Raw genomic sequence first — 24,336 nt, forward strand, 5'->3', positions numbered from 1 at the left:
TAAGGAGTTGATCTTTGACTTGTTGAGAGAGGTCGGGAAAGGTGAGTTTATCCATGATGTTTTATTCGAAAAATACAAAAACCCAATCACATTTACCCCTTTTATTTAGTGGTAATGACACTAGTATGGCATTGTTTACAAGTGTTACCGCAATGTTGGCCAATACTGGCCCTGGCACATCATTTATATGAATTCGCATTTCAATGTGTTGTAAATGAAACCGTGTTTGTGGAATGATCTTCGGCACATTCCAATTACAACAATATAATTAATCGCAATTATTGGGGATCCAGCATTAAATATTAGGGTTATATGAATAAGAAAAAGACGCTTCTCATCTGTTTTATTATTCTGCTGGTGGGGGGAGCGTTCACAACGCTTATTTTCTCTACCGAACCAACGGCACAACGCTCTGGGGCAACGGCAGAAACGGCAATGCTTGTCAATGTTACCGAGGTTCAGCGGGATACATATCGTCCCACCATCCGTGTGATGGGCACGGTGGAACCTTCGCAGGATATCGTTCTGAGTCCACGAGTAGACGGTGAAATTATTGAACGGTCGGACTCTTTTACTCCTGGTGGTTATGTGGAGAAGGGGGACAAGTTGTTGCAGATCGATCCTTCAGATTATAAAAATGCCTTGCAGCAACGCAAGAGTGAGCTGACCCAGGCTTTATCCAATATGAAAGTGGAGATGGGACGGCAGGAGGCCGCACAACGGGAATACCAGCTGTATGGGGATACCCTCTCCAAACAGAGTGAATCACTTGTGCTGCGCGAACCCCAACTTGAAGCTGTTAAATCACAGGTGCAATCGGCGCGTGCAGCTGTTGAACAGGCAGAGCTTGAACTCCAGCGAGCGACGATAAGAGCCCCTTTTGATGCGCATATCCTCAGCCGTAATGTGAATGTTGGTTCGCTCGTGGGACCCGGGGACAGCCTCGGTCGCTTGATCGGTATGGATACCTACTGGGTGGAAGCAACGGTGCCGTTGTCACAGCTCCGCTGGCTCAACTTTCCCGATGGTAACCAGGAAGGTTCTGAGGTGCGGATACGAAATCGTACGGCTTGGCCACAGGATGAATATCGCGTCGGGCATCTCCACAAGCTGGTTGGTGCTCTTGAGAACCAGACACGGATGGCACAAGTACTGATATCGGTTCCAGACCCACAATCCCGAGATGCTGATAACCTGGGACAGCCTGCTCTCATGGTTGGTTCATTTGTTGAAGCGAGCATCAAGGCCCGGGAGCTGCCGGATGTTTTTCGGCTAAACCGCGATTATATCCGCACAGGAGAGACGGTATGGGTCATGGAGGACGGCAAGCTGCGCATCCGTGATGTCGATATCGTCTTTCGCGATGCCCAATATGCATATATCGGTGATGGTCTGAATGAGCAGGACCAGGTAGTGACCACGAACTTATCTACTGTCGTTGATGGGGCAAGCCTGAGACTGGAGGGTTCTGAAAGTGAAGCACAGCAGGATCCGCCACAAAATACGGCCGAGTAACAAGGAGCATTAGATGAGAAACAGAAATTTAACCTTCAGAATTTTTTCTAAATGAGTAATTCTGATTCAAGTAACGAACAGGGTAGCAGCTTCAGTGGGCCTATTGCGTATATGGCCCGTAACCCGATAGCCGCCAACCTGTTGATGATCATTTTGCTGGGCGGCGGTATCTGGACGATGTTCAATATCCAGAAAGAGGTTTTCCCCCAGTTCCAGCTTGATATCGTAGAAGTGAACGTGGTTTATCCGGGTGCCGCTCCGGCCGAGGTTGAGCAAGGTATTCTCCGACCAGTTGAAGAAGCGATACGGGGTGTGCAGGGCATCAAAGAGGTGACCTCTACGGCTGATGAAGGTTCCGGTGAAGTGATGATAGAGCTCGTGGCTGGAACCGACCGGATGAAGACGTTCCAGGATATCGACCAGGCCGTTAACCGAATCAATACCTTTCCTGACGATATTGAGGAACCTGAAGTGCGGCTTCAGTCGAACCAGCAGGAGGTAATGTCACTGGGATTATATGGCGATGCGGATGTATGGACGCTACGAAAGATGGCGGAAAATCTTCGCGACCGTTTACTTAGCAGTGAAGAGATAACGCAGGTTGAAATAGGCAATGTCCCCGATTACATGACGCATGTGGAAATTCCCAGGGATAAGCTTCGCGAATACAATCTTACACTAGGCGATGTTGCCAACCTGATTGCGGAATCAAGCGAAGATATTCCCGCAGGAGCCGTTGAGACCAATGCCGGAGAAATTCTTTTGCGCATGCAGGAGCGCAAGCAGTGGGCCGAGGAGTATGGGAATATAGAATTAGTAGCTTCACCAGAGGGCGGAACCGTAACACTGGCAGATATAGCCGAGATCACTGATGGTTTTGAGGAAACAGGTTTCCACGGGGAATTCAATCGCCAGCACTCCGTCGAACTTCAGATTTATCGCATTGGTGACCAGTCTCCCCTTGAGATCGCTTCCACCGTTCAGCAAATCATGGATGAGGCCCAGGCCTCATTCCCACCCGGCGTGCAGTATCGCATCGACAGCAACAGTGCCGATGATTACCGAGAGCGTCTCTCCTTACTAACTGAAAACGGGGTCATAGCAATTTTGATTGTGATGTTTATCCTGGCGCTGTTCCTGGAGTATCGCCTCGCGTTTTGGGTGATGATGGGAATGACAATCTCCTTTGTGGGTGCGCTGCTGTTTTTACCGATAGTTGGTTTGAGCATCAACATGATTTCGATGTTTGGATTCCTTGTAGTGCTCGGTATCGTGGTTGATGATGCCATTGTAGTGGGGGAGAATGTCTACGAGTACCGGCAGCGCGGCATGAGCTTTATTGAAGCTGCGATTGCTGGAACAAAGGATATAAGCAAGCCGGTTACATTCAGCATTTTGACAAATATTATCGCCTTTGTACCGCTTCTTTTTATCCCGGGTGCGACCGGTAAATACTGGTGGCCGCTGCCTGCTGTTGTTATCATTGTGCTGGCAGTCTCCCTGTTTGAAGCCCTCTTCATCCTGCCGGCCCATCTCGCTCACAGTTCTAAAGAGGAGAGTAAGTTCAAAATCGGGGCAACAGTGCATCGCTGGCAGCAGGCTTTTGCGGAGCGTTTCAACCGGTTTGTTGACACCTATTATCGCTCATTCCTTGAACTGTGTCTCAGTAATCGATATATCACCCTCTCATCGGCCATAGCCCTGCTGATTGTAGTTGGAGGCTACGGCTACAGCGATCACATGGGGATGGTGATGATGCCGGAAGTTTCTGCTGATGAGATCGAAGCCGGCGTGAGCCTACCGGTTGGAACCACCCCAGATCAGGCAGCTGTGGTTGCCAATGAAATTACCAACTCAACCTACCGGATGTTTGAAGAGCACAACCTGTTTGAGGTGGCTGAGGGTATTAAAACCAATGTCCGGGGACAGAGTTTCATTGATGTCGAGATCGTTATGAGACCTCCCAGTCAACGTGATATGTCGGCCCAGGAAGTGATCGAGTTGTGGCGTGATAATATTGGCGATATAGAGGGGCTGGACCAGATCACATTTGAAGCCGAGCGGGGCCCGGCCGGTTACCAGCAGGATATCAGTGTGGATCTGAGTCATTCCAACATTGAAGTACTGGAGAAGGCAAGCCAGGCCTTTTTTGAACGCGTGGAATCGTTTGAGGCCACCCGTGATGTCAACGACAATTATAACCGGGGCAAAACACAGTTCGATTTCCAACTCCTGCAGGAAGGCCGAAAGCTTGGTCTGACACCCTCGGATGTGGGAGAACAGATTCGGAATGCTTTTTATGGAGCTCTTGCCATGCGTCAGCTGCGTGGTACCAACGAAATTGAAGTACGTGTGAAGCTGCCGAAAGAGCAGCGAAAAGATATCCATCACCTGGAAGACCTGGTGATTCAGGCACCCAATGGTACGGAAGTTCCCCTGATGGATGTTGTGAGCCTTGAAGAGGGGGAAGCGTTTACTTCAATCAATCGCCGCGATGGGCGCCGGGTCGTAACAGTGGGGATGGATGCCGAACCGGCCAACGCCGTAACACGGGTGCTGGAATCGATTCAACAGGAAGTGTTGCCGCAGCTCAGGGCCGACTTCCCGGGAATTACCTGGAGCTTTGAAGGCAGCCAGGCCGAGATGCGAGAATCTACCCAGGCACTTTGGGGTGGATTTGCCCTGGCCATGGTGGTAATCTACGCGCTTCTTGCAATTGCATTCAACAGCTATATCCAGCCCCTTATTGTGATGGGGGCCATTCCGTTTGGAATAGTAGGTGCTGTAATCGGGCATATTCTGCTGGGCTATGACTTGTCGCTGGTAAGCCTGATGGGGGTAATCGCATTGTCGGGCGTGGTGCTTAACGACTCCCTGATTATGATTGATTATGCGAATAAGAAACTTGCCGATGATCACTCGGTGTTTGAGGCAATTCACGAGGCTGGACTGCGTCGATTCAGGCCCATTATGTTGACGACATTTACTACATTTGGTGGCCTCACGCCGATTATCCTTGAGACTTCACGACAGGCTTATCACCTCATCCCGATGGCGATCTCCCTCGGTTTCGGAATTGTTTTCGCTACCTCTATTATTCTGGTGATTGTCCCCTGCCTCTATATGATTTTGGATGATGTGGTTAAAAGCTTTAAGGAAGATAAACCCAAAGTTGTGGAAGAGACGGTATCCTAAATTTATTTGGAATATCTTTGTGTCTCTTCTGGGCGACTCAATAAAGTCAGCTTCATGGAGCCTGGAAAAGGTGTCCATTTTTTTAGCGACAAAATCCGCCGGTAGTCGGACTAAAGAAATGAACGAAAAAAGTCGCCGTTCTGACAGCTGTCGGAATAAAAAAATCACAGATTTTTTCTTTACGCCTCACTCCATTTCCTTCCGGGCGGTCAGCTTTTCAAGGCCAGAGATTGGATCACCCAGAGGTCAATAATCGTAACGCTACTGCTCCGTTCTCTTTGTACAGCGAAATTTACATTATGACGGATGGGGAGTTAAATCTTTAACCTTCCAGCTTTGGACTTTTTGACCTTCAAACCCTCTCGTATAACCTCACAGGGTTCGCCTCACCTTGCCTGGTGGTGACATAGTCTATGTCTACCCTAGACATTGCCTCCGTCTAGCCTAGACACAGCCTGTGCCTACCCTACGTAAAGCCTTTGCGTAGGGTAGGAGTGAGCTTTGCGTAGGCTACGTATAGTATCAAAATAGCTTTAAAATAAAGAACCAAAAAACTCAGGTGTAGGAAGGCAGTGAATGTTAGGCTTCAGCAGGTTTTGAAAAAGCAATATCCAAGTCTCCCTTACAAAAGAGTACGAAAGAGATCAATAATTGGTGAAAAAACAACAAAGCCGTGGTGTCATCCCGGACCTCGTTCCGGGATCTCGCGGGGAATCGAAGCGTTGATACGATTGGGTAAATGATCAAAGTTAAACGACCTTACCAGATCCTGAAACAAGTTCAGAATGACATGTGAATCGTGTGCTGGAAAGAAATGTTGATTATTAAAGATCCAATTGTTGCTGACCTTTCCCCAGTTTCATCAGTTTTTCGGTGAGTCGGCGGTTGGCTTTCGGGAAAGGATAATCCTCGAGCTCGTCGATTGAAATCCATTTAACCTGTTGACTGCTGTTCGGTTCGGGTGTGCCATCTTGTAGTTCGCAGAGAAAGGCATGCATGGTGATTTTGAAGTGAGAGTAGGCGTGGTCGAGTTTCATAAACGGTTTTGAGATCTCTACCTGTACGCCGAGCTCTTCTTGCAGTTCACGCACCACGGTTTCTTCGATCTCTTCACCGTCCTTTTGCTTCCCGCCCGGGAATTCCCACAGTCCACCAAGCATAGCGTCATCAGGTCGCAGGGCTATAAGCACCTGGTCATCTTTATTTTTTATGATGCCCACACCAATCTGGTGATGGGGCCGCTTTTTGGCGGGAGACTTATACGGAATTTCATCAGTTTTGACCGTCTTGTAGGCGACACATTCCGCATTGACAGCGCAGTTTTCGCAATCGGGATTAGATGGAGCACAGACCGTGGCCCCCAGCTCCATCAGCGCCTGGTTAAAATCGCCTGGACGCTCATCGTCAATCAGGTCATCCACCAACTCCTGTATCCTGTTTTTGGTAGCGGTCCGGCGCACGTCATCTTCAATACCAAAGTACCGGCTTATTACGCGGATGACGTTGCCATCTACTACGGCATAAGGTTTTTCAAAAGCAATGCTCAATATCGCCGAGGCGGTATAGGGTCCGATCCCTTTCAAGGAGGTGATCCCGTCCCAGGTTTCTGGTAATTGGCCATCGAAATCTTCAACTACTTTTTGTGCCGCATGATGCATATGTCGCGCCCGGCTGTAGTATCCAAGTCCTTCCCACACTTTGAGTACTTCCTGCTGGTCTGCTTCTGCCAGGTCTTCAACGGTAGGGAAGCGCTCGATAAATCGATGAAAATAGGGCGTCGCCTGGTCTACCCGCGTCTGTTGAAGCATAATTTCCGAAACCCAGACTTTATAGGAATCACCGCAGTCGCGCCACGGGAGGTCACGCTTGTGTTGATCGTACCAAGAGAGAAGTTTGTCACTAAAAAAATGTTCAGACACAGAACTTAAGGTTTGATTATATTAAAAATATTCATTCAACAGATTTGAAGCACAAAAATTCATTTTAAAGAAAATAAATATTTCCCAGCGTAGTTTTGTAGAGTGTATGGGATGTTTTCTTTATTATGCTGAAGTTAATGGATTGTTCAGGGATTGGAGTGATACAGAAGTCATTTCTACCCAAGGGAATACGCCGGTGAAAATAGAAAAATCTATCCGTTGTAAAAAAGTGGTAGACCAATTATAATGCACCGGTAAATTTGAATACAATTATACGGGACTAACTAGTAACTCTTCTAAAAATTCCAAGGTGCATGCGCGAACTGTTTTTACTATTTCTTATCCTCTCAACCGGCATTTTTATTTCTTGCAACAACCAGCAATCGCCTCAAAAGATGGCACAGGATGAGGAGTTAAAAGCTGATACGATCTCAACACAGCCGGTAAAAATAAATTATGATTCATTCGGTTTTCCCTTCGATTCCGCCCGTGTCAGTGATTATAAAGTAAAACGAAATGAAAGTCTCTATGAAATTCTGGCTCGGTATGAGGTCTCTCCACAACAGATCTATTCCATTACGCGCAAAGCCAATGATGTAGTGAACCTCCGCTCATTCAGGCCGGGACAAAACTACCGGATTTATGCCTCTGCAGATTCAAACAGTCAAATTTCACGGATGGTATGGCAACCCAGCCCGGTCGATTATGTAGTGTTTGACTGGCAGGATTCCCTCAAAGTGTATAAAGAGAAAAAAGAGATTACTACCAAGCGGGTCGGAGCTTCGGCCCTTATCACGAGCTCACTATACGAGGCGATGATGGAGCAAAAGCTGAGCCCGTTACTGGCAAACAAGCTATCTGAAATTTACGCATGGGAGATCGATTTTTTTGGTCTGCGGGATGGAGACAGCTTCAAGGTATTTTATGAACAAAAGTTTGTGGATGGGGATTTTTTCGGTACTGGCGAGATCCTGGCAGCGGAATTTACGCACCGCGGAGAAACCCATAAAGCGTTTAAGTTCGAGAATGAGGAGATCGATGGCTATTTCGACGAGGAGGGTAACAGCGTGCAAAAAGCACTGCTGAAGGCCCCGTTCAACTATAGCCAACGAATCAGCTCCGGGTTCAGCCACAACCGGTTCCATCCCGTGCTAAAACGCCGGATGCCACACTACGGCGTAGACTATGCCGCACCTCACGGGACCCCGGTGTTATCGGTAGGTGATGGCACGGTTACCGAAGCCCAGTACCGCGGCGCGAACGGCAATATTGTCAAGATTCGTCACAACAGCACCTACCGGACTGCCTATTTGCACCTGAGTGGGTTTGCAAACGGAATCAGGCGCGGAGCAACCGTAGAGCAGGGACAGGTGATTGGGTATGTCGGAAGGACCGGGAGGGTGACGGGCACGCATCTCGATTACCGAATCTACAAAAACAACCGGCCGGTGAACCCACTGACGGTGGACCTGCCTGCCTCTCGATCAGTCCCCGGGGAGAGTATGGATCAATTTATTCAAGTCAAAAGCTACCTCGCACAGATGCTCTACCAAATAAATGATCCGGTGAAACCGGAGTCTGTTGAGCCCGTAAGTGGCGGGCTGGCACGGTAGAAAGTGGCGTAATGCGTGATACGTAATACGTAATTAGGATGAGTTCGAAAAGTACATTTTCAGCACGAACTCTTTATTTTTTAGTGTCATCTCGACCGAGAGGGAGAGATCTTTGCTGAAGAGATTTATATAGTCAGGTATTTTGCACTGCAAATTAATGGCACTGTGTCACGCATCACGCATTACGTATCAATCACTCTCCAGCATCTTCGCTCCGTTTTATTTCAATTACTCGTATTGTAATATCGATTTGTGATGCTGCCCCATACTGATCGGTAGCCACCACCTGGAAACTGTTTTCACCAACCTGACGAGCCGTTGGCGTCCAGGTGAATCGTCCCGTCTTTTCATTTACCGTTCCACCTTCCGGAAGATCAACCCCAATATAACGTATCAGCTTGGGATCATTACCGTCGGGATCGGTGGCGTTGATCGGCAGGGTAAACGCTTCCCCCACCGGTATGGTAAGTTGTCGCACGGGACTGAACCGCGGCGGCGCGTTAAATGATCGCACATCTACCACAAAGCTGGTACTGTCGACCTGTCCGTCCGATGAAGTGGCGATAATTTTGAAACTGTGTCGACCGATCTCGTTTGATTGCGGCTGCCAGTAAAACCCATTGCCCCGTATCTTTGCATTCTGAATGTTGGACTGGTAAGCAAATTGCACCCTGTCAAGCGGATAGTTGCCTTCCAGCTGAATAGCTTGCAGCACGGGCTTGGGATAGGGAACCGTAATATTGTCAATTGGCCTGAGGTTTAGTGATGAAGTAGATTCGTTTGAGGTGTTTCTGGTAGAAGATGGGGCTTGTGCCTGTGCCTCAGTGGAAGTGGTGACAGGGCTTAACTGGCCATACTCGCAAAGCCAGAGTTTATTCTGCGTTACCGTAAAATAATTGCCGGCATCACGATCCTTCTTCCACAATTGCGGAGAGCGGTTTCGGTACGAAGTCCACAGCCGATTCGATTCTCCCTTAATAATCAGCCAGTCTTGCCACGATTCCATCTTTTGCACCGGTTCGCCAATGGAGCCAAACTCCGCGAGGTTTCCATTGCTGTCGATCTCATAAATTCCCCCCGAGGAATCAGAGCCAAGCAGTTCGCCGCCGATTACAAAAATATGCTCCAGCTCCTCATCTACCCGAAGCCGTTTGGAAAGTGAAACCTGCTCATCGGAATCATTTTCATTAAAAATCAGCAGGTTTCCCTCCGATGTAAGGACGAACAACTGGCTCCTGCTGGCTTCAATATCGATCACTTCCTGTCCCTGCAGGGTCTCCCGTTCAATGCGGGTAACAGCTGAATCCACGGAGGCCGGGGTGGAAAGATCCAGGCGACCGAGTCCCTCAATGCCCATCGCTACATACAGAAACTTGTTCATACGAATGGCATCTAACGGCTGCGAGGGAAGTTGCGTAGAGGAGTAAACGCCCAGCACCGAGGTAGGTTCCAGCACCGTGAGGCGACGGGAATCCCCAAACAGGTAAGCAAAACGGATGTCGGCCGTCATTTTGTATCCTCGCCGCTCCATCCCTGTAGATGAGTACAGCCACCGCACCGAATCGGGACTGCTGCGAAACAGGACCATACCCTCAGATTCAGAAAGTACGTACATATGTGCCGGCGAACTCTCCATGGCAATGACCGATGGAATCTCCATCACATAAGAATAGTCTTTAGTAAGGTTGGGCTGCGCACTCAAGTTAGCAACGGCTAGTGTCAAGAGTAACAGAATCGAAAAAAATACGGATTGTAACTTCATCATACCTAATGTGCTGATTATAACCAGTGATGCATTTTATACCAGTGGATAGTTCTGGAAATTCCTTCTGCCAGAGTATACTTCGGTTCAAAGTTGAGCTCCCTTTGAGCTTTGTCAATCGAACAGGTCCACTCCAAAACCAATTCATTCGCCTTTTCGCGGTTAATAACGGGATACGTTCCAAAAAATGATGCAGCCTTTTCAACAGCCCCGGCAATTTTCTTAACGACACCCGGCTTAATATAAATGGGAATGGCTTTTTTACCTAAAACCTTCGTGGATGTTTCTTTGATCTCATTCCACGTATGCAGCTGCTTGCCGGAAATAAAATAGGTGTGGACGCCCGGGACTTGTTGCTTGGCAGCTTGCAGCATTCCCAGGATCACATCCATTACATAAACCATCGAAATTTTTGGTGATTCTCCGTCCCCGATGATAGGACAGATGTGCTTGTCCATCATCTTGAAGAAAGAGTATATTTGATCCTCGCGGGGACCATACACGGCGGGTGGACGCAGGATGGTAATCGATTGTTCCTCTGAAGCCACTTGGTGAATCATCTCTTCCATCTCCTTTTTGGAGCGGCCATACATGCTTACGGGCCTCATGGGATCTCGCTCCGATACCGGAGTACCGTTCTCGCTGGGGCCGGCCGCGGCAAGCGAAGAAAGTATTACCATTTTTTTAACACCCTGTTTTTGGGCAATTCGCAGGATGTTTTCCGTGGCATCAATGTTGGCACGTTGAAACTGTTGCCAACTTGGTGCTTTGACGACTCCCGCCGCGTGGAAAATAACGTCCACATCGGTCATCGCATCTTTCAGTGTGTTGAGATCGTGGAGGTCGCCGGGAACTTTTATGTAATCATTTCCCTTCAACCATTTCTCATTATTTCGCACAAGACACCGGATTTCTGAAAACTTTTGTTCATTGATCAACGTATCTACCAAATGACTACCGATAAATCCGGTTCCGCCGGTTACGAAGGCCTTCATCAAATTTCGTATATTCCGAATTTCATAAATTAAAATTATAAAGCGTTACAAGATACGAATCACACCTGTCCTTTTGAAAATTTATGAGTCAGCTAAGAGTAGCAATTTTTACCGGGAATTATAACCACATCCGAGATGGCGTTTCATTGACGCTGAATCGCCTGGTCGATTTTCTTGAACGCAAGGGTATTGAAGTTCTGGTATTTGGGCCAACCATCGACGATCCACCAATCGACCACAACGGGGAGCTGGTACCGGTGCCCTCCATACCTATGCCCGGCCGATCAGAATACCGTGTAACCGTTGGATTTCCGGATGCGGTCCAGGAACGACTGGCAGCCTTTAATCCCAACCTTGTTCACATAGCCACACCGGATCTGCTGGGATTTCGGGCGATGCGTTATGCACAGTCACACAATATTCAGATTGTGGCCTCCTATCATACCCATTTCACGAGCTACCTAAAGTATTACAACCTTGAGATGCTGGAGATGCTGGGTTGGAAATACTTGGTCTGGTTTTACAGCCAGTGTAAACACGTGTACGTGCCTTCACCCTCAATGGCCGATGAGCTGAATGAGCAGGGTATAAACAACGGGGTCAGGATCTGGGCGCGCGGTGTAAATACAGAGAAGTTTCACCCGGACAAGCGGGACATGAAATGGAGAAAATCGTTGGGAATCGCAGATGATGAGCTGGTTGTCACATTTGTCTCGCGTTTGGTGTGGGAGAAAGATCTGCAAACCTATGTGGATACGATCAAGAAGCTAAAGAACAGGGATCTGAACATTCGGGCGATGGTTGTGGGCGACGGCCCTGCCAAGAAAGAGCTGCAGCAGATGTTGCCTGAAGCCCATTTCACCGGTTTTATAACGGGAGAAGAGCTGCACCGGGCATATGCCAGTAGTGATATTTTCCTGTTTCCCTCTGATACCGAAACATTTGGGAATGTAACGCTTGAAGCGATGTCCAGCGGGCTCCCGTGTGTGGTCGCTGATGCCACCGGCAGTAGATCACTGGTGGAGGCGGGCATCAATGGATTTTTGGCACCGCCGCGCAACACCAGTGAATTTGCGAATGGAGTGCAGAAAATTGCTGAAGATGAAGAACTTCGTAAGAAAATGGGGAAGACCGCGCGTCAAAAAGCGCTCGCATATTCGTGGGAAAATGTGAATGAGAAGCTGTTGGAAGACTATCGCGAAGCCCTCAGTGAGCCGATGCCAGAGCTGAAATTTTAAATGGCGGGAAATAATTTGAAAGTATTGTACGTCTCACATACGCACCCCCCAAGAGGGGCTATTATGGAAAATGTAGGCGGTATGCAGCGTGTCAGCCTCCATCTGATCAACGAGCTGGAAAAAATGCAGGGAGTTTCGGTTCATCAAGAAACGATTAATGTTTCGGGCAAAGGCTGGATTGGGCTGAGCACCTTCTCTTTTTTGTTACGTAATCTTTTTTCATTGCCAGCCCTCGCAAAAAGGGTCAATGCCGATGTGATCCTCTTTTCTTCCATGGTTACCGCAAGCCTGGCTGTTTTTATCAGGAACCGGGTATCGGTGCCTATGGTTACAATTAACCACGGGCGGGATGTTACGCTTCCCAACCCGTTATATCAGAATTTTGTCCCCCGGATTTTTGCCAGCCTCGACGGTGTGATCTCGGTATCATCCGCCACGCGCGAGGAGTGTATTAAACGAGGAATGGATCCGACAAAAGGTGTTGCGCTTGGGAACGGTTTTAATATGGAGCGGTTGAACAACTTTCCGGACAAGCTAAAGTCGAAGAACGATCTCCAGGAAGAGTTCGGAATAGATCTTGAGAACAAGTTTTTACTACTTTCGGTGGGGCGCCAAGTCAAAAGGAAAGGTCATGAGTGGTTTATCAGGAATGTGTTTCCCAAACTAAGGAAAGACCTGGTGTTTGTGGTTATCGGGGATGGTCCCGAAAAGGAAAATATCCGCCGAGCGGCTAAAGAAATTGAGGGTGGAGATCGCATTTTTTTGCTGGGCCGGCAGCCGGATGAGATTTTGAACAAGACCTATGCTGCTGCCGACCTGTTTATGATGCCTAATATTCCCGTGGAAGGTGATATGGAAGGTTTTGGGATTGTGCTCCTGGAAGCGAACATGGCCCGCACACCAGCTGTTGCCGCTGACTTGGAGGGCATCAAAGATGTCATCACCGATGGTGAAAACGGTTATCGCTTGCCGACGATGGACGACCAGGCTTTTGCTGACAAAATTAATACGATACTGGAGAACGGGTTGACCGAGTTTGCGGAACACACTCGTTCATTTGTGCTTGAGCAGTTCAGTTGGAACAATGTGGCAAAAAAGTATATTGAGTATATGCGTACAGTAATTGATAAGTATTCAACATAGCCACGCAAAATTAACACTATCATAATCATAATTTGATTGGTGCTTATAATGGAGGTATATTTGCCTAGATAAGCACCAATCAGAAGCCGAAACTTGGAAGGAATGGCCGAATCTAACACCGATCTGAAAAAAAACGATATTTTTTCAAAAGCTTTTGATTTCACGAAAGCGGATGAAGTGAAAGCTGAAGGCTTATACCCCTATTTTAAGCCTCTGCAGGCTACTGATGGGACCACAGTAAAAATTGAAGGCCGCGAAGTAATTATGGCCGGGTCCAACAACTATCTTGGTTTAACCAATGATCCGCGCGTGATAAAAGCTGCACAGGATGTCATTACGGACTACGGCACAGGCTGTACGGGCTCTCGATATCTGAACGGAACACTCGATCTTCATCTTGAGCTGGAAGAAAAGCTCGCGGATTTTATGCGTAAAGAGGCATGTGTGTTGTTCAGTACAGGATATCAAACCAATGAGGGTTCCATTCAGACTATTGCCGGTCGCAATGATGTCATCTTTTCTGACAAAGATAATCACGCTTGTATTGTCACAGGTACGCTGGTCTCCAATGCCAAGACGATGCGTTACCAACATAACGATATTGAGCAGCTCCGTATGCTGATGGAGCGGGCTGACGAGGACGCCGGCAAGCTGATTGTCAGCGATGGCGTTTTTTCTATGTCGGGAACTATTGCCAAAGTTCCCGAACTTGTGGAGCTAAAGAAAGAATTTGGAGCTCGTCTCTACCTGGATGATGCCCATGCTATCGGAGTTATCGGCGAAGGGGGGCGGGGTTCGGCTTCCACATTTGATCTGATGGACGAAGTTGACCTGATAAGTGGAACTTTCTCCAAATCATTTGCTTCTCTCGGTGGATTTATTGTTGGTGACAAAGAGGTTATCGAGTATATCCGACACCACTCTCCCGCTCACATCTTTAGTGCTTCGATGCCACCCGCTAATGTTGCTACTGTGCTAAAAGCGCTCGAAATACTGAAGGAAGAGACATGGCGCCTGGAACGGCTGCAGGAGATCTCTGACTACATGCGGAAAGAGCTCCGGGAGATGGGCTTTAATGTTTGGAGCAGTCAAACTCCCATTATTCCCGTAGTGATCGGTGAGATGATAGAGTGCTTTAAATTCTGGAAAGCTCTTTTTGAAGCCGGTGTCTATGTAAATGCTGTTGTGCCTCCGGGAGTGCCCAGGGGACAGTCCCTGATGCGTACCAGCTACATGGCTACTCACACCGATGAACATCTTAACCGGATTCTCGAGGCTTTCCGAAAGGTTGGGATCGAACGTGGTTTAATCGATAGAAATGGGCATTCACTTATAGATATCGATTAATTCTGTGGGGCAGACGAAAATAAACGGCGTTAGCATCGTCACTACCAAAAAGGAAAAACAGCAGTTCGTGGAATTTCCCTATCGGCACTATGACGGTGATGAACACTGGATAGCTCCACTGAAGATGGAGCAGAAAAAGTTGATCGACACTGAAAAAAATCCTTTCTACAACAACGCTGATATAGCCCTGTTTCTAGCGGAGCAAAATGGTGAAATCTGTGGCCGGATTGCTGCAATTGAAGACCGCCGGTATAATGAATTCCACAATTCCAAGACCGGTTTCTTCGGTTTTTTTGAGTGTATCAACGATCCTTCCGCGGTAAAACTGCTGTTTAAAGTGGCTACCGACTGGCTCAGGGACCGGGGCTTGAATAAGCTACTCGGGCCGACCAATCCCAGCATGATGGATGAAATCGGCATTTTGGTGGATGGGTTTGAATATGACCCCAGCATCCTGATGCCGTACAATAAACCCTATTATGATAATCTGCTTACCTCGGTGGGGTTTGAAAAAGAGATGGACCTGTTTGCCTTCCGGGTTAACCAGGATAATGTGGCACTGGACCGGATGAATCGGGCTGCCGAGATCATGAAGAAACGATATCCCTCACTGTCGGTTCGCAGCGTTGACCTGAAGAATATTAAAAAAGAAGTCGAGATTGTCCGCGAAATATTTAACAAGGCCTGGTCAGATAATTGGGGCTTCATACCGCTGACCAAAGAGGAATTGAAAACGTTGGCGGACGACTTGAAAATGATCCTGGATGAAGACTTTGCCCATATTGCAGAGATTGAAGGGGAGCCGGTGGCCTTTTCGATTGCGCTGCCTGATCTCAACCAAGCGCTGAAACATATGGACGGCACGCTCTTCCCGTTTGGCATTTTCAAACTGTTGTGGCACAAGAGGAACATCAACCAGGTCCGGACGGCCTTAATGGGCGTTTTACCGGAATACCAGGGAAAAGGATTTGACGCCCTGTTCCATCGCCTGGCCATTGTTAACGGTCGTGAAAAAGGAATCTACTCATCCGAACTTAGCTGGGTACTGGAGACTAACACCAATATGGTGCGTGTGGCCGAGCGTTTGGGAGCGGAAAAGGAGAAAACGTACCGTATGTACAAAATGAGTGATTTTGATTCGCGGTTTTAGCTTGCACCCGGATTTTTCAAGAAGTAGTATCGGCTTAGTTCATTTTTTATTCATAGAATTTCCCTACCTTTTAACTCCCGTGATCTGTTTGTGCCACAGGTCCTTGTAAGTAAAATCTTCAATTAATTAAGGATATTGTTATCATGAGCGAATTTCGTATCGAAAAAGATTCGATGGGCGAAGTACGAGTACCAAAAGATGCATATTACGGTGCACAAACACAGCGAGCTGTAGAAAACTTTCCCATTAGCGGAATAACATTTCAAAGGGAATTCCTGGAAGCACTTGGGCTGGTAAAGAAGACAGCTGCAAAGGTGAATGCTGAGCTTGAGATGATTGATTCAGAGCTTTCAAAAGCGATACAGCAGGCTGCCCAAGAGGTCATTGACGGCAAGCTGGATGACCATTTTCCCATCGATATTTTTCAGACCGGTTCCGGAACTTCTACTAATATGAACTCTAACGAGGTAATAGCCAGCCGGGCAAACGAAATTCTTGGAAAAGACAGTATCCATCCCAATGATCATGTCAATTTCGGGCAGAGCTCAAATGATGTGATTCCCACTACGATACGAATTGCAGCTGTACTTGGGGTCCGCAATAAACTGATCCCAGCCCTGCAGCATCTCAGGGAAGCGTTTCTTGCAAAAGGGAAAGAATTAGCTGATGTCGTAAAGACTGGTCGCACCCACCTGATGGATGCAATGCCGGTAACGATTGAACAGGAGTTCAGCGGTTATGCACGTCAGCTTGAGCTTGGCATTCAGCGACTTGAAAGTACACTGGAGCGTCTTCAGGAGCTACCCCAGGGTGGAACAGCCGTGGGTACGGGACTCAATACCAATCCCCAATTTGGTGAAGCATTTGCTCGGATCATTTCAGAGGAAACCGAGTTTACTTTTACTGAGGCTGCGAATCATTTTGAAGCACAGTCAACAGTCGACGCCCCGGTAGAGCTAAGCAGCCAGCTAAAGACCATCGCTGTTGGCCTGATGAAGATCGGCAATGATTTGCGATGGATGAACTCAGGTCCCAATAGCGGGATCGGGGAGCTTAAATTAGAGGCACTGCAACCAGGATCTTCCATTATGCCGGGTAAGGTCAATCCTGTGATTGAAGAAGCACTGACCATGGTCTGTGCCCAGGTTATCGGCAATGATTCTACGATCACAGTAGCAGGGCAGGCCGGTAATTTTGAGCTGAACGTTATGCTTCCTGTTGTGGCCCGTAACCTGTTGGAGTCAATAACTCTTTTAGCGAATGCAGCCCGGACCGAGGCTGACAAGAGTGTGTCTCTGCTTTCAGTCAACAAAGAACATATAGATGATATGGTTGGTCGAAATCCGGTGCTCGTTACGGCGTTGAATCCGATCATTGGATATGATAAAGCTGCAAAAATTGCTAAAAAGGCATTTGCTGAAAAACGGCCTGTGAAAGAAGTAGCCCGCGAGATGACGGATCTTTCTGACGAAGAACTTGATGAGGCGCTGGACCCGATTAAATTAACGAAGGGTGGATTCAGCTCATAATTTTGTATTTTGTTTAGAAAGCAGGTTAGCTAATACACCGGTTGCGACCAATGTTGTAAATATAAACCGATTCTTTTATAATACTGTCAATCTGCGTCGTCGACCTTTTCACAAGGTGATTTCCACCGATGGGTAAACCGAAGAAAACGAGAGATAATGAGTGATACTCACACGACAAAAGGTATCTCACAAAACGGGACCAACTCTAGGAGTGGGGTTAAAACCAGTGAGAAATCCAGTAAAGTGAAAGAGGTACTCGAGGACTATCGGTTAGCAGTTATAAGTCGTGAAGTCTCGTATTTGGGGAGGAAGGAAACCCTTACCGGGAAAGCGAAATTTGGCATCTTTGGAGATGGTAAAGAGCTGCCCCAGATAGCGATGGCCAAGCAGTTTAAAGAGGGGGATTTTCGGTCCGGCTATTATCGTGATCAAACATTTATGCTTGCTATCGGTGAGTTGACTGTTCGCCAATTTTTTGCCCAGCTTTACGCTCACCCCGATACTAAAGCCGATCCCAATTCCGGCGGTCGCCAGATGAATGCACACTTCAGCACCCATAGTCTCAACCGGGATGGTAGCTGGAAGGATCTCACATCCCAAAAAAATAGCTCTCCGGATATCTCTCCCACTGCAGGACAGATGTCGCGCCTGTTGGGTCTTGCTGAGGCCTCCAAAGTGTACCGGAATGAGGAGGTCCTAAATGAAGATAGATTCAAAAAGTTTTCGAATAATGGCAATGAAATAGCCTGGGGTACTATTGGAGATGCCAGTACTTCCGAAGGGGTATTCTGGGAAACTGTCAATGCCGCCGGGGTGCTACAGGTGCCGATGGTTTTATCGGTCTGGGATGACGGGTATGGTATTTCTGTACCGCGTAAGCTGCAGACGACAAAAGCCAGTATTTCGGAAGCTCTTTCCGGCATGCAGCGAACCAGCAAGAAAGAGGGTATTGAAATTCTAACTGTCAAAGGCTGGGATTACAGCGGGTTGCTGGATACTTACGAAAAGGCAGAAGAGATTGCACGAAATGAACACATTCCGGTACTGATTCATGTACAGGAGGTGACACAGCCCCAGGGCCATTCTACTTCGGGTTCTCACGAACGTTATAAATCAGATGAGCGGCTCGAGTGGGAGGATAAGTATTGCTGTGTTAGCCAGATGAGAAAGTGGATTTTAAAAGAAGGATATGTCGATGCCAGGGAACTGGATGATATTGAAGAAGAGGCTAAACAGCATGTAAAGAGCGAGCAGAAAGCAGCCTGGAAAGCGTTTACGGGAGAGATCAAAGCCGAGCAGAACCAAGTGGTAGAGATATTAGACAAAATGATCTCTGCAAGCGCAAACGCGAAAGCCCTGAAGGCGATTAAAAGGGAGATGAATGTTCCGACTGTTACGCTGCGAAGGCATGTCATGACTGGTGTTCGCAAAGCGTTGAGGGTTACACGTAATGAAAACCTAAAATCCAGACAAGAGCTTCTAAATTGGTTGGATGATAGCAAAAAGGAGAATTACAATCGCTATCATTCGCACCTGTACAGTGAATCCGACGATTCACCATTGAATGTGCCGGTGGTTGAGCCAATTTACAGTGACAACGCCGAAGAGGTAGACGGGCGCATTTTACTGCGTGATAATTTTGACAAGCTTTTTGAGAAATATCCCGAAGTGCTGGTGTTTGGTGAAGACAGCGGGAAGCTAGGGGACGTAAACAAGGGTCTTGAAGGACTGCAGGATAAATTTGGTGATATCCGGGTTGCCGACACCGGTATCCGCGAGGCCACGATTTTGGGCCAGGGTATCGGGCTGGCTCTCCGGGGACTACGCCCCATCACTGAAATTCAATATTTGGATTATCTTCTATATTGCTTTCAGGGCCTAAGCGATGACCTGGCAACGCTGCACTACCGCAGTGCGGGCTACCAGAAAGCACCAGTGATTGTGCGTACCCGCGGACACCGGTTGGAAGGGATCTGGCATACGGGCTCACCGATGGGTATGATTATCAACGGTATTCGTGGAGTTCACGTATGTGTACCGCGCAACCTCACCGAAGCGGCTGGCATGTACAACACGCTTCTACGGGGTGACGATCCCGCTCTTGTCATAGAACCGCTTAATGCATATCGCCTGAAAGAGAAGATCCCGGATAATCTTGGGGAATTTACGGTACCTCTGGGAATTCCAAATATCATCAGAGAGGGGACGGACATCACGATTGTGTCTTACGGCTCCACGCTCAATATTTGTAAATTTGTGCTTTCGGAATTGGAGCAGGTCGATATTTCTGCCGAGCTAATCGATGTTCGAACTCTGTTACCCTTCGATCGTAACCAGCTTATCGTCGATTCACTGAAAAAGACCAACCGTATCTTGTTTGTGGACGAGGACGTCCCCGGCGGTGCATCAGCCTATATGATGCAAAAAGTGTTACAGGAGCAGGATGGGTATTTTTATCTCGATTCTGAACCGACCTGCCTGACAGCCAAAGCCCATCGGGGGGCTTATGGATCTGACGGGGATTACTTCTCAAAACCCAATGCCGAGGATATTTTTGAGGCGGTCTATGAGATTATGAACGAGGCCAATCCCGCCAAATATCCGGCTATTTACTAATTGCTGATATATTCAGTTGGTGTTGTTCGATAGGTTTCTTCCTCTAAATTAAACCTCTGGCTTTTAACTCCAGATACTTATTGATGGTACTGATGGACAGCTCATTAGGTGGCGTCAGAATGGTCTGAATTCCCAACTGGCTGAGTTCTTGAACAATGCTCCTTTTCTCGAAAAAAAACTTTTCCGCGATTACCTTTCGATATATCTCTTCTTCTGTTTTGGCTTGGCTGGTTAATACCCTCTCGAGTTCCGTATTTTGGAAGAAAATAGTGACCAGCAGATGTTCCGAAGCGATTTTTTTCAGGTAGGGCAGATGCCGGTGCATTGCCGAGAGGCTCTCAAAATTGGTGTAGAGCAAGATCAGACTTCGTTGGCGGACGTGATGTTTTAACGAGAGATAAAGCCGTGAGAAGTCGGTTTCCTTGAAATCCGTTTCGAGGTTGTAAAGGGTTTCCTGGATCCGGTAGATGTGTGTCTTTTTCGTTTGGGCGGGCACCTTGGGCCCCTCTTTGTTGGAAAAGGTGATCAGGCCTGCTTTGTCATGCTTTCGTATCGCAATATTTGAAATAACCAGGCTGGTGTTGATGGCGTAATCCAGCAGAGATAGCTCGTCAAATGGCATCTTCATAGTGCGTCCCATGTCGATGGCGCTGTATACTTGCTGGGAGCGTTCGTCTTGGAATTGATTGACCATCAGGTCATTGTGCCGCGCAGTAGCTTTCCAGTTGATTGAGCGGATATCGTCGCCGCGTACGTATTCTCTGATCTGATCGAACTCAAGTGTATGCCCGATCCGTCGTATTTTCTTGATGCCCACTTCCGTCAGCCGGTCAGAAATGGCAAACAGTTCAAATTTGTGCATCTGGATGAATGAGGGATAGACCGGTATCGTTTGTTGCTCCTCGAATTGAAACCTGCGCTGTACCAGTCCGATGGGAGAGCCTGCATATACGTTAAGAGCTCCAAAAGTGTAATCTCCCCGTTCGGTGGGGTGAAGTGTATAGGTGATTTTTTCCTGGCTCTCGGAATTCAAAGTGAGATCTGTGCCGCTGTCACGGATCTGAAATTGATAGGGCTGCTCATCGATAATCTGCAGTGTGCTTTTGAATGGATAGAAATTCTGTACCAGGATAGTGATTAGATTTGGATCGCCGTTGGAGAGTCGCTCTGGAGTCTTCCGTTGAGCATGAATGGGACTGTCGGGGCGAAATAGTAGCAACAGGTCGATCAGCAACAGCATACCGCTGCCCAGCAAAAGAGGCTTGCCGAGTGTACCAATTACGGGATAGAGATATCCCAATACGAAAATAAAAACAATCCCCGCCATGATATAGAACAGTCGGTTCGTCAGGTATAGATCTTTGAATAAGCGGATTATCGTGGCACCTCCACCTTTTCGAGCAACCTTTTAATGACCTTTTTCTCGTCCAGACCTTCCATCTCTTTTTCAGGTGTCAAAATAATACGATGGTGCAGGACTGGATAAATCATAGTTTGGATATCCTCCGGAATTACGAAATCTCGGCCATGCATGGCTGCCCACGCCTGGGAAGCACGCATGATAAATACCGAAGCCCGGGGAGAGGCCCCGATATAGATTGCAGAATCGTTACGCGAGTATTGTACGATCTCCGCAATATATTTCATTAATGACTTGTCAACATGTACCACACTAACGGTTTCTTGATTCTTGACGATCTCTTCAGCAGAAACAATTGGGTCCAGCAGGCCGGGATCATTGACGTTTTTACGCTGATGGAATCCTTCAAGAATATCGGTTTCTTCCTCCAGGTTGGGGTAAGGGACCTCAATCTTGAACAGAAATCGGTCCATCTGGGCCTCGGGCAGTTTATAGGTCCCTTCATGCTCAATTGGATTCTGCGTGGCCATGATAAAGTAGGGCCTGGCCATCTCATACGTTTTACCGTCAACGGTAACCTGCATTTCTTGCATCACTTCAAATAATGCCGCCTGTGTTTTTGCCGGGGACCGGTTGATCTCATCCACCAGAACTACATTCGAAAAAATGGGTCCTTCCTTGAAGGTAAACTCCGTAGTATCCGGATTAAAGACCGAAGTACCGATAATATCCGCCGGCATCAGGTCTGGCGTGAACTGGATGCGGGAGAAGTCCATTGATAGCACGCGTGCAAGTAGCCGGGCAGTGAGAGTTTTTGCTACGCCAGGGACACCCTCAATTAAAACGTGACCATTGGCTAGTAAGGCCGCAATAAGCTGATCAACCATCTTCTGCTGACCGACAATAATTTTACTAATTTCATTACGGATTTCGTCTGTTGTTTTTTTAATACCGGAAAGGTCGGTACGTTCTTCAAAAGAGGGAGCAAATGAGTTGTCTGCTGGCTTTTGATTGTTTTGAACTGTGCTCATCTCGAGGTTTTCTGATAAAAGTGTTCGATTTTACGATTTAATGACTGTAGTTCCCGTGAACTAAGACTCGATTTTTCCTGAACCGCGGAAATTTCGTTAAAAAGCTCGACAGCAGTGTCATAATCAATGCCCGTCCGGCTAGCTACATTGTTGAGAAACCCTTGGTCGAATGTTTCAGTATCCAGCCGGAGCCGGGTACGAATATATTGTAGAAAATAGGTAATTTTCTTTTCGGCGATATTTTTCCGGCTTCCGTGTTCAAAATAAAGTCGCCCGATTGTTTTGGTAAACTCCAGCGTGGTATTTTTGGGTCGATCAATAGCTGGGATGATCCGTTGTCGGCGTTTGGCACGAAATATCATAAACAGCAAGAGGGCGAGAAGCGCTGTCCCCCATCCCCACCGCAGGTACTCATGAGAGATAATGTACCGCATGGGAGAGCTTGTCGTCGATCTTCCCAGCTTGTAATACTCATCCCATGTTGTGGGCTGAATGGGAAGGTAGGAGAGGGCCTTGAATGCATAATTCACTCTTCTTTTATGCAGCATATGAAAATTTGAAAATACCTCTGGCATGCTGTGAAGGTACAGCGCTCCATCTCCACGGCTGATCTTAATATAGTTAATCCGATTCTGAACTGTTTTGCCGAGAATGGTAGTATTGAGAGAATCAAAACTGGTAAAATAGGCATTGGTAATCGCCTCGGAGTAAATCCACGGTTTTTCCTCTCGAAGTTGTCGATTTTGGAAATTTAGGGACAGGGAATCGGTGCCCGTACTATCTTCGAAAAAAGGGGCGGGGCGGTAGATTTTAATACCGAGTGTATCTGCCAGATTCCCAGAGATACTGTTGGCGGCGATAAAGATGTTATAGCCCATGTTGACCTGTTGGACCAATTTATCAGCCTCATATTCATCTGGTGCAAAAGATTGGTTGATGTAGATCACGTTGCGGGAGGTGGTGGAATCCCATTCTGCTGTAAAAATGGGCTCATTCTGGTTGGACAATTCTTCGCCGGGGAACAGTTGCGGCAGCATATCGCGTATGATGTAGCACCCGTATGGAATTTTATCCAGTCCTGAATAGCTCTCCGTCCAGTCGATTGGTTGAGGTTTCATCCACTCATATGTGACAAACAGGAGCAGCGAAAGGATAAAAATGCCGATATAGATACGTTCTTTATTCAATTCTGATCGGAAATAAGCTTATGTAATTGTTTAAAACGTTGATGTACAGTGCCAAACAACTCTTGGTCGAACGGGAAGTGCCCGTATTCCGCATACTCGTAGTATCGGGTAATATCCTGAAAGAGCGATCTCATGTTTTCTGTACTGAGTTCATAAAGATAATCTCGGTTTGTCTTATCTTTTTTCCAGGTGATATGTCCCGCTTCTGCCAGTTGCTTTAGAGACCTACGATACAGATGGCAAATTGCATCCCGATACCGGTTTTGTTCAATCGCTTTGTTGATTAAGGCGTTGAGTTCATCAAAAACAAGGGGTCCTGCTTCCTTAGTCGCAGGCAGCCCGTTATGGACCTTGTTTTTCGTCATCATATCGGCCAGATTACCCTTGAAATATTGCTGTATGAGTAGGATTAGGAGGGATATAAAAATCAGGTATGCAGCTATCTCAAAAATAATAGCCGCTGTTGGATTCTGCATGATATCCCCAAACCAGGAGAACAGCCAGCGTAGTACTTTTGAGATAAACGATTCGTTAGCCACCGCTTCCTGCGAATAGTCAAAAGCATTTTGTTGAGAATACGTGTCCAACTGTTGCTCAGAAGGCAACCGTACTTCAACTGCGGACGTATCAGCTGTTTGACTGAGGATGTGCGCGGTGCTGTTAATTGGTTGCAAGCATACCGTAACCACCAGAACTGCAATAAGTAAAATAACCTGTTTCAATAGGGACAAAGTAA

Annotated in this window: 16 protein-coding genes; 9 read left to right on the forward strand and 7 right to left on the reverse strand. The window is 47.4% G+C overall.

Features of this window, described 5'->3' with window-relative positions; genetic code table 11:
- Window positions 1-312 precede the first annotated feature (312 nt).
- Complete coding sequence (locus NC796_RS18825; RefSeq protein ID WP_310686680.1) at window positions 313-1,515, forward strand: efflux RND transporter periplasmic adaptor subunit; 1,203 nt, start codon at window positions 313-315, stop codon at window positions 1,513-1,515.
- Window positions 1,516-1,566: 51 nt separating this feature from the next.
- On the forward strand, window positions 1,567-4,710 hold the full coding sequence (locus NC796_RS18830) for an efflux RND transporter permease subunit (protein WP_310686681.1): 3,144 nt from the start codon (window positions 1,567-1,569) through the stop codon (window positions 4,708-4,710).
- 824 nt (window positions 4,711-5,534) lie between these two features.
- Here NC796_RS18830 and mutY read toward each other — a convergent pair.
- Window positions 5,535-6,629, reverse strand: a complete 1,095-nt coding sequence (mutY, locus tag NC796_RS18835; protein ID WP_310686682.1) for an A/G-specific adenine glycosylase — start codon at window positions 6,627-6,629, stop codon at window positions 5,535-5,537.
- Window positions 6,630-6,943: 314 nt separating this feature from the next.
- Here mutY and NC796_RS18840 point away from each other — a divergent pair, with 314 nt between their 5' ends.
- A complete protein-coding gene (locus NC796_RS18840; protein WP_310686683.1) occupies window positions 6,944-8,242 on the forward strand; it encodes a peptidoglycan DD-metalloendopeptidase family protein in 1,299 nt (432 codons plus the stop codon).
- 193 nt (window positions 8,243-8,435) lie between these two features.
- Here NC796_RS18840 and NC796_RS18845 read toward each other — a convergent pair whose 3' ends face one another.
- On the reverse strand, window positions 8,436-10,007 hold the full coding sequence (locus NC796_RS18845) for a putative Ig domain-containing protein (protein ID WP_310686684.1): 1,572 nt from the start codon (window positions 10,005-10,007) through the stop codon (window positions 8,436-8,438).
- Window positions 10,008-10,021: 14 nt separating this feature from the next.
- Window positions 10,022-10,999, reverse strand: coding sequence for an NAD-dependent epimerase/dehydratase family protein (locus NC796_RS18850; RefSeq protein WP_310686685.1), 978 nt, complete (start codon window positions 10,997-10,999; stop codon window positions 10,022-10,024).
- A gap of 83 nt (window positions 11,000-11,082) precedes the next feature.
- Between NC796_RS18850 and NC796_RS18855 the strand changes: the two genes are divergently transcribed.
- The 6 genes from NC796_RS18855 to NC796_RS18880 all read left to right on the forward strand — a co-directional run bounded on the left by NC796_RS18855 (window position 11,083) and on the right by NC796_RS18880 (window position 20,022).
- Window positions 11,083-12,237: a glycosyltransferase family 1 protein gene (locus NC796_RS18855; protein WP_310686686.1), complete on the forward strand. Its 1,155-nt coding sequence runs from the start codon at window positions 11,083-11,085 to the stop codon at window positions 12,235-12,237.
- Window positions 12,238-12,300: 63 nt separating this feature from the next.
- Window positions 12,301-13,380, forward strand: a complete 1,080-nt coding sequence (locus NC796_RS18860) for a glycosyltransferase family 4 protein (RefSeq protein WP_310686687.1) — start codon at window positions 12,301-12,303, stop codon at window positions 13,378-13,380.
- Between the two features lie 102 nt (window positions 13,381-13,482).
- Entirely contained in the window at window positions 13,483-14,727 is a 1,245-nt protein-coding gene (locus NC796_RS18865; protein WP_310686688.1) for an aminotransferase class I/II-fold pyridoxal phosphate-dependent enzyme, read from the forward strand.
- A 4-nt stretch (window positions 14,728-14,731) separates the two neighbouring features.
- A complete protein-coding gene (locus NC796_RS18870) occupies window positions 14,732-15,877 on the forward strand; it encodes a hypothetical protein (RefSeq protein ID WP_310686690.1) in 1,146 nt (381 codons plus the stop codon).
- 143 nt (window positions 15,878-16,020) lie between these two features.
- Entirely contained in the window at window positions 16,021-17,406 is a 1,386-nt protein-coding gene (locus NC796_RS18875) for a class II fumarate hydratase (protein ID WP_310686693.1), read from the forward strand.
- A 156-nt stretch (window positions 17,407-17,562) separates the two neighbouring features.
- Window positions 17,563-20,022, forward strand: a complete 2,460-nt coding sequence (locus NC796_RS18880) for a thiamine pyrophosphate-dependent enzyme (RefSeq protein WP_310686695.1) — start codon at window positions 17,563-17,565, stop codon at window positions 20,020-20,022.
- 43 nt (window positions 20,023-20,065) lie between these two features.
- Here the strand turns inward: NC796_RS18880 and NC796_RS18885 are convergent, their stop codons facing one another.
- Genes NC796_RS18885 through NC796_RS18900 form a run of 4 tightly spaced genes read right to left on the reverse strand, consistent with a single transcriptional unit; the run spans window position 20,066 to window position 24,331 of the window.
- Complete coding sequence (locus NC796_RS18885) at window positions 20,066-21,349, reverse strand: DUF58 domain-containing protein (RefSeq protein WP_310686697.1); 1,284 nt, start codon at window positions 21,347-21,349, stop codon at window positions 20,066-20,068.
- A 47-nt stretch (window positions 21,350-21,396) separates the two neighbouring features.
- The gene (locus tag NC796_RS18890) at window positions 21,397-22,413 is read right to left on the reverse strand and encodes a MoxR family ATPase (RefSeq protein ID WP_310686698.1); all 1,017 of its coding nucleotides are present in this window, start codon (window positions 22,411-22,413) and stop codon (window positions 21,397-21,399) included.
- Window positions 22,410-23,600, reverse strand: a complete 1,191-nt coding sequence (locus NC796_RS18895; RefSeq protein ID WP_310686699.1) for a DUF4350 domain-containing protein — start codon at window positions 23,598-23,600, stop codon at window positions 22,410-22,412. Before NC796_RS18895 ends, NC796_RS18890 begins: the two co-directional genes overlap by 4 nt.
- Window positions 23,597-24,331 (reverse strand): DUF4129 domain-containing protein, encoded by a 735-nt coding sequence (locus NC796_RS18900; protein WP_310686701.1) that lies wholly within the window; start codon window positions 24,329-24,331, stop codon window positions 23,597-23,599. Before NC796_RS18900 ends, NC796_RS18895 begins: the two co-directional genes overlap by 4 nt.
- Window positions 24,332-24,336 lie beyond the last annotated feature (5 nt).

The sequence above is a fragment of the Aliifodinibius sp. S!AR15-10 genome (genome assembly GCF_031569985.1).
Classification (GTDB): domain Bacteria; phylum Bacteroidota; class Rhodothermia; order Balneolales; family Balneolaceae; genus JAMQKA01.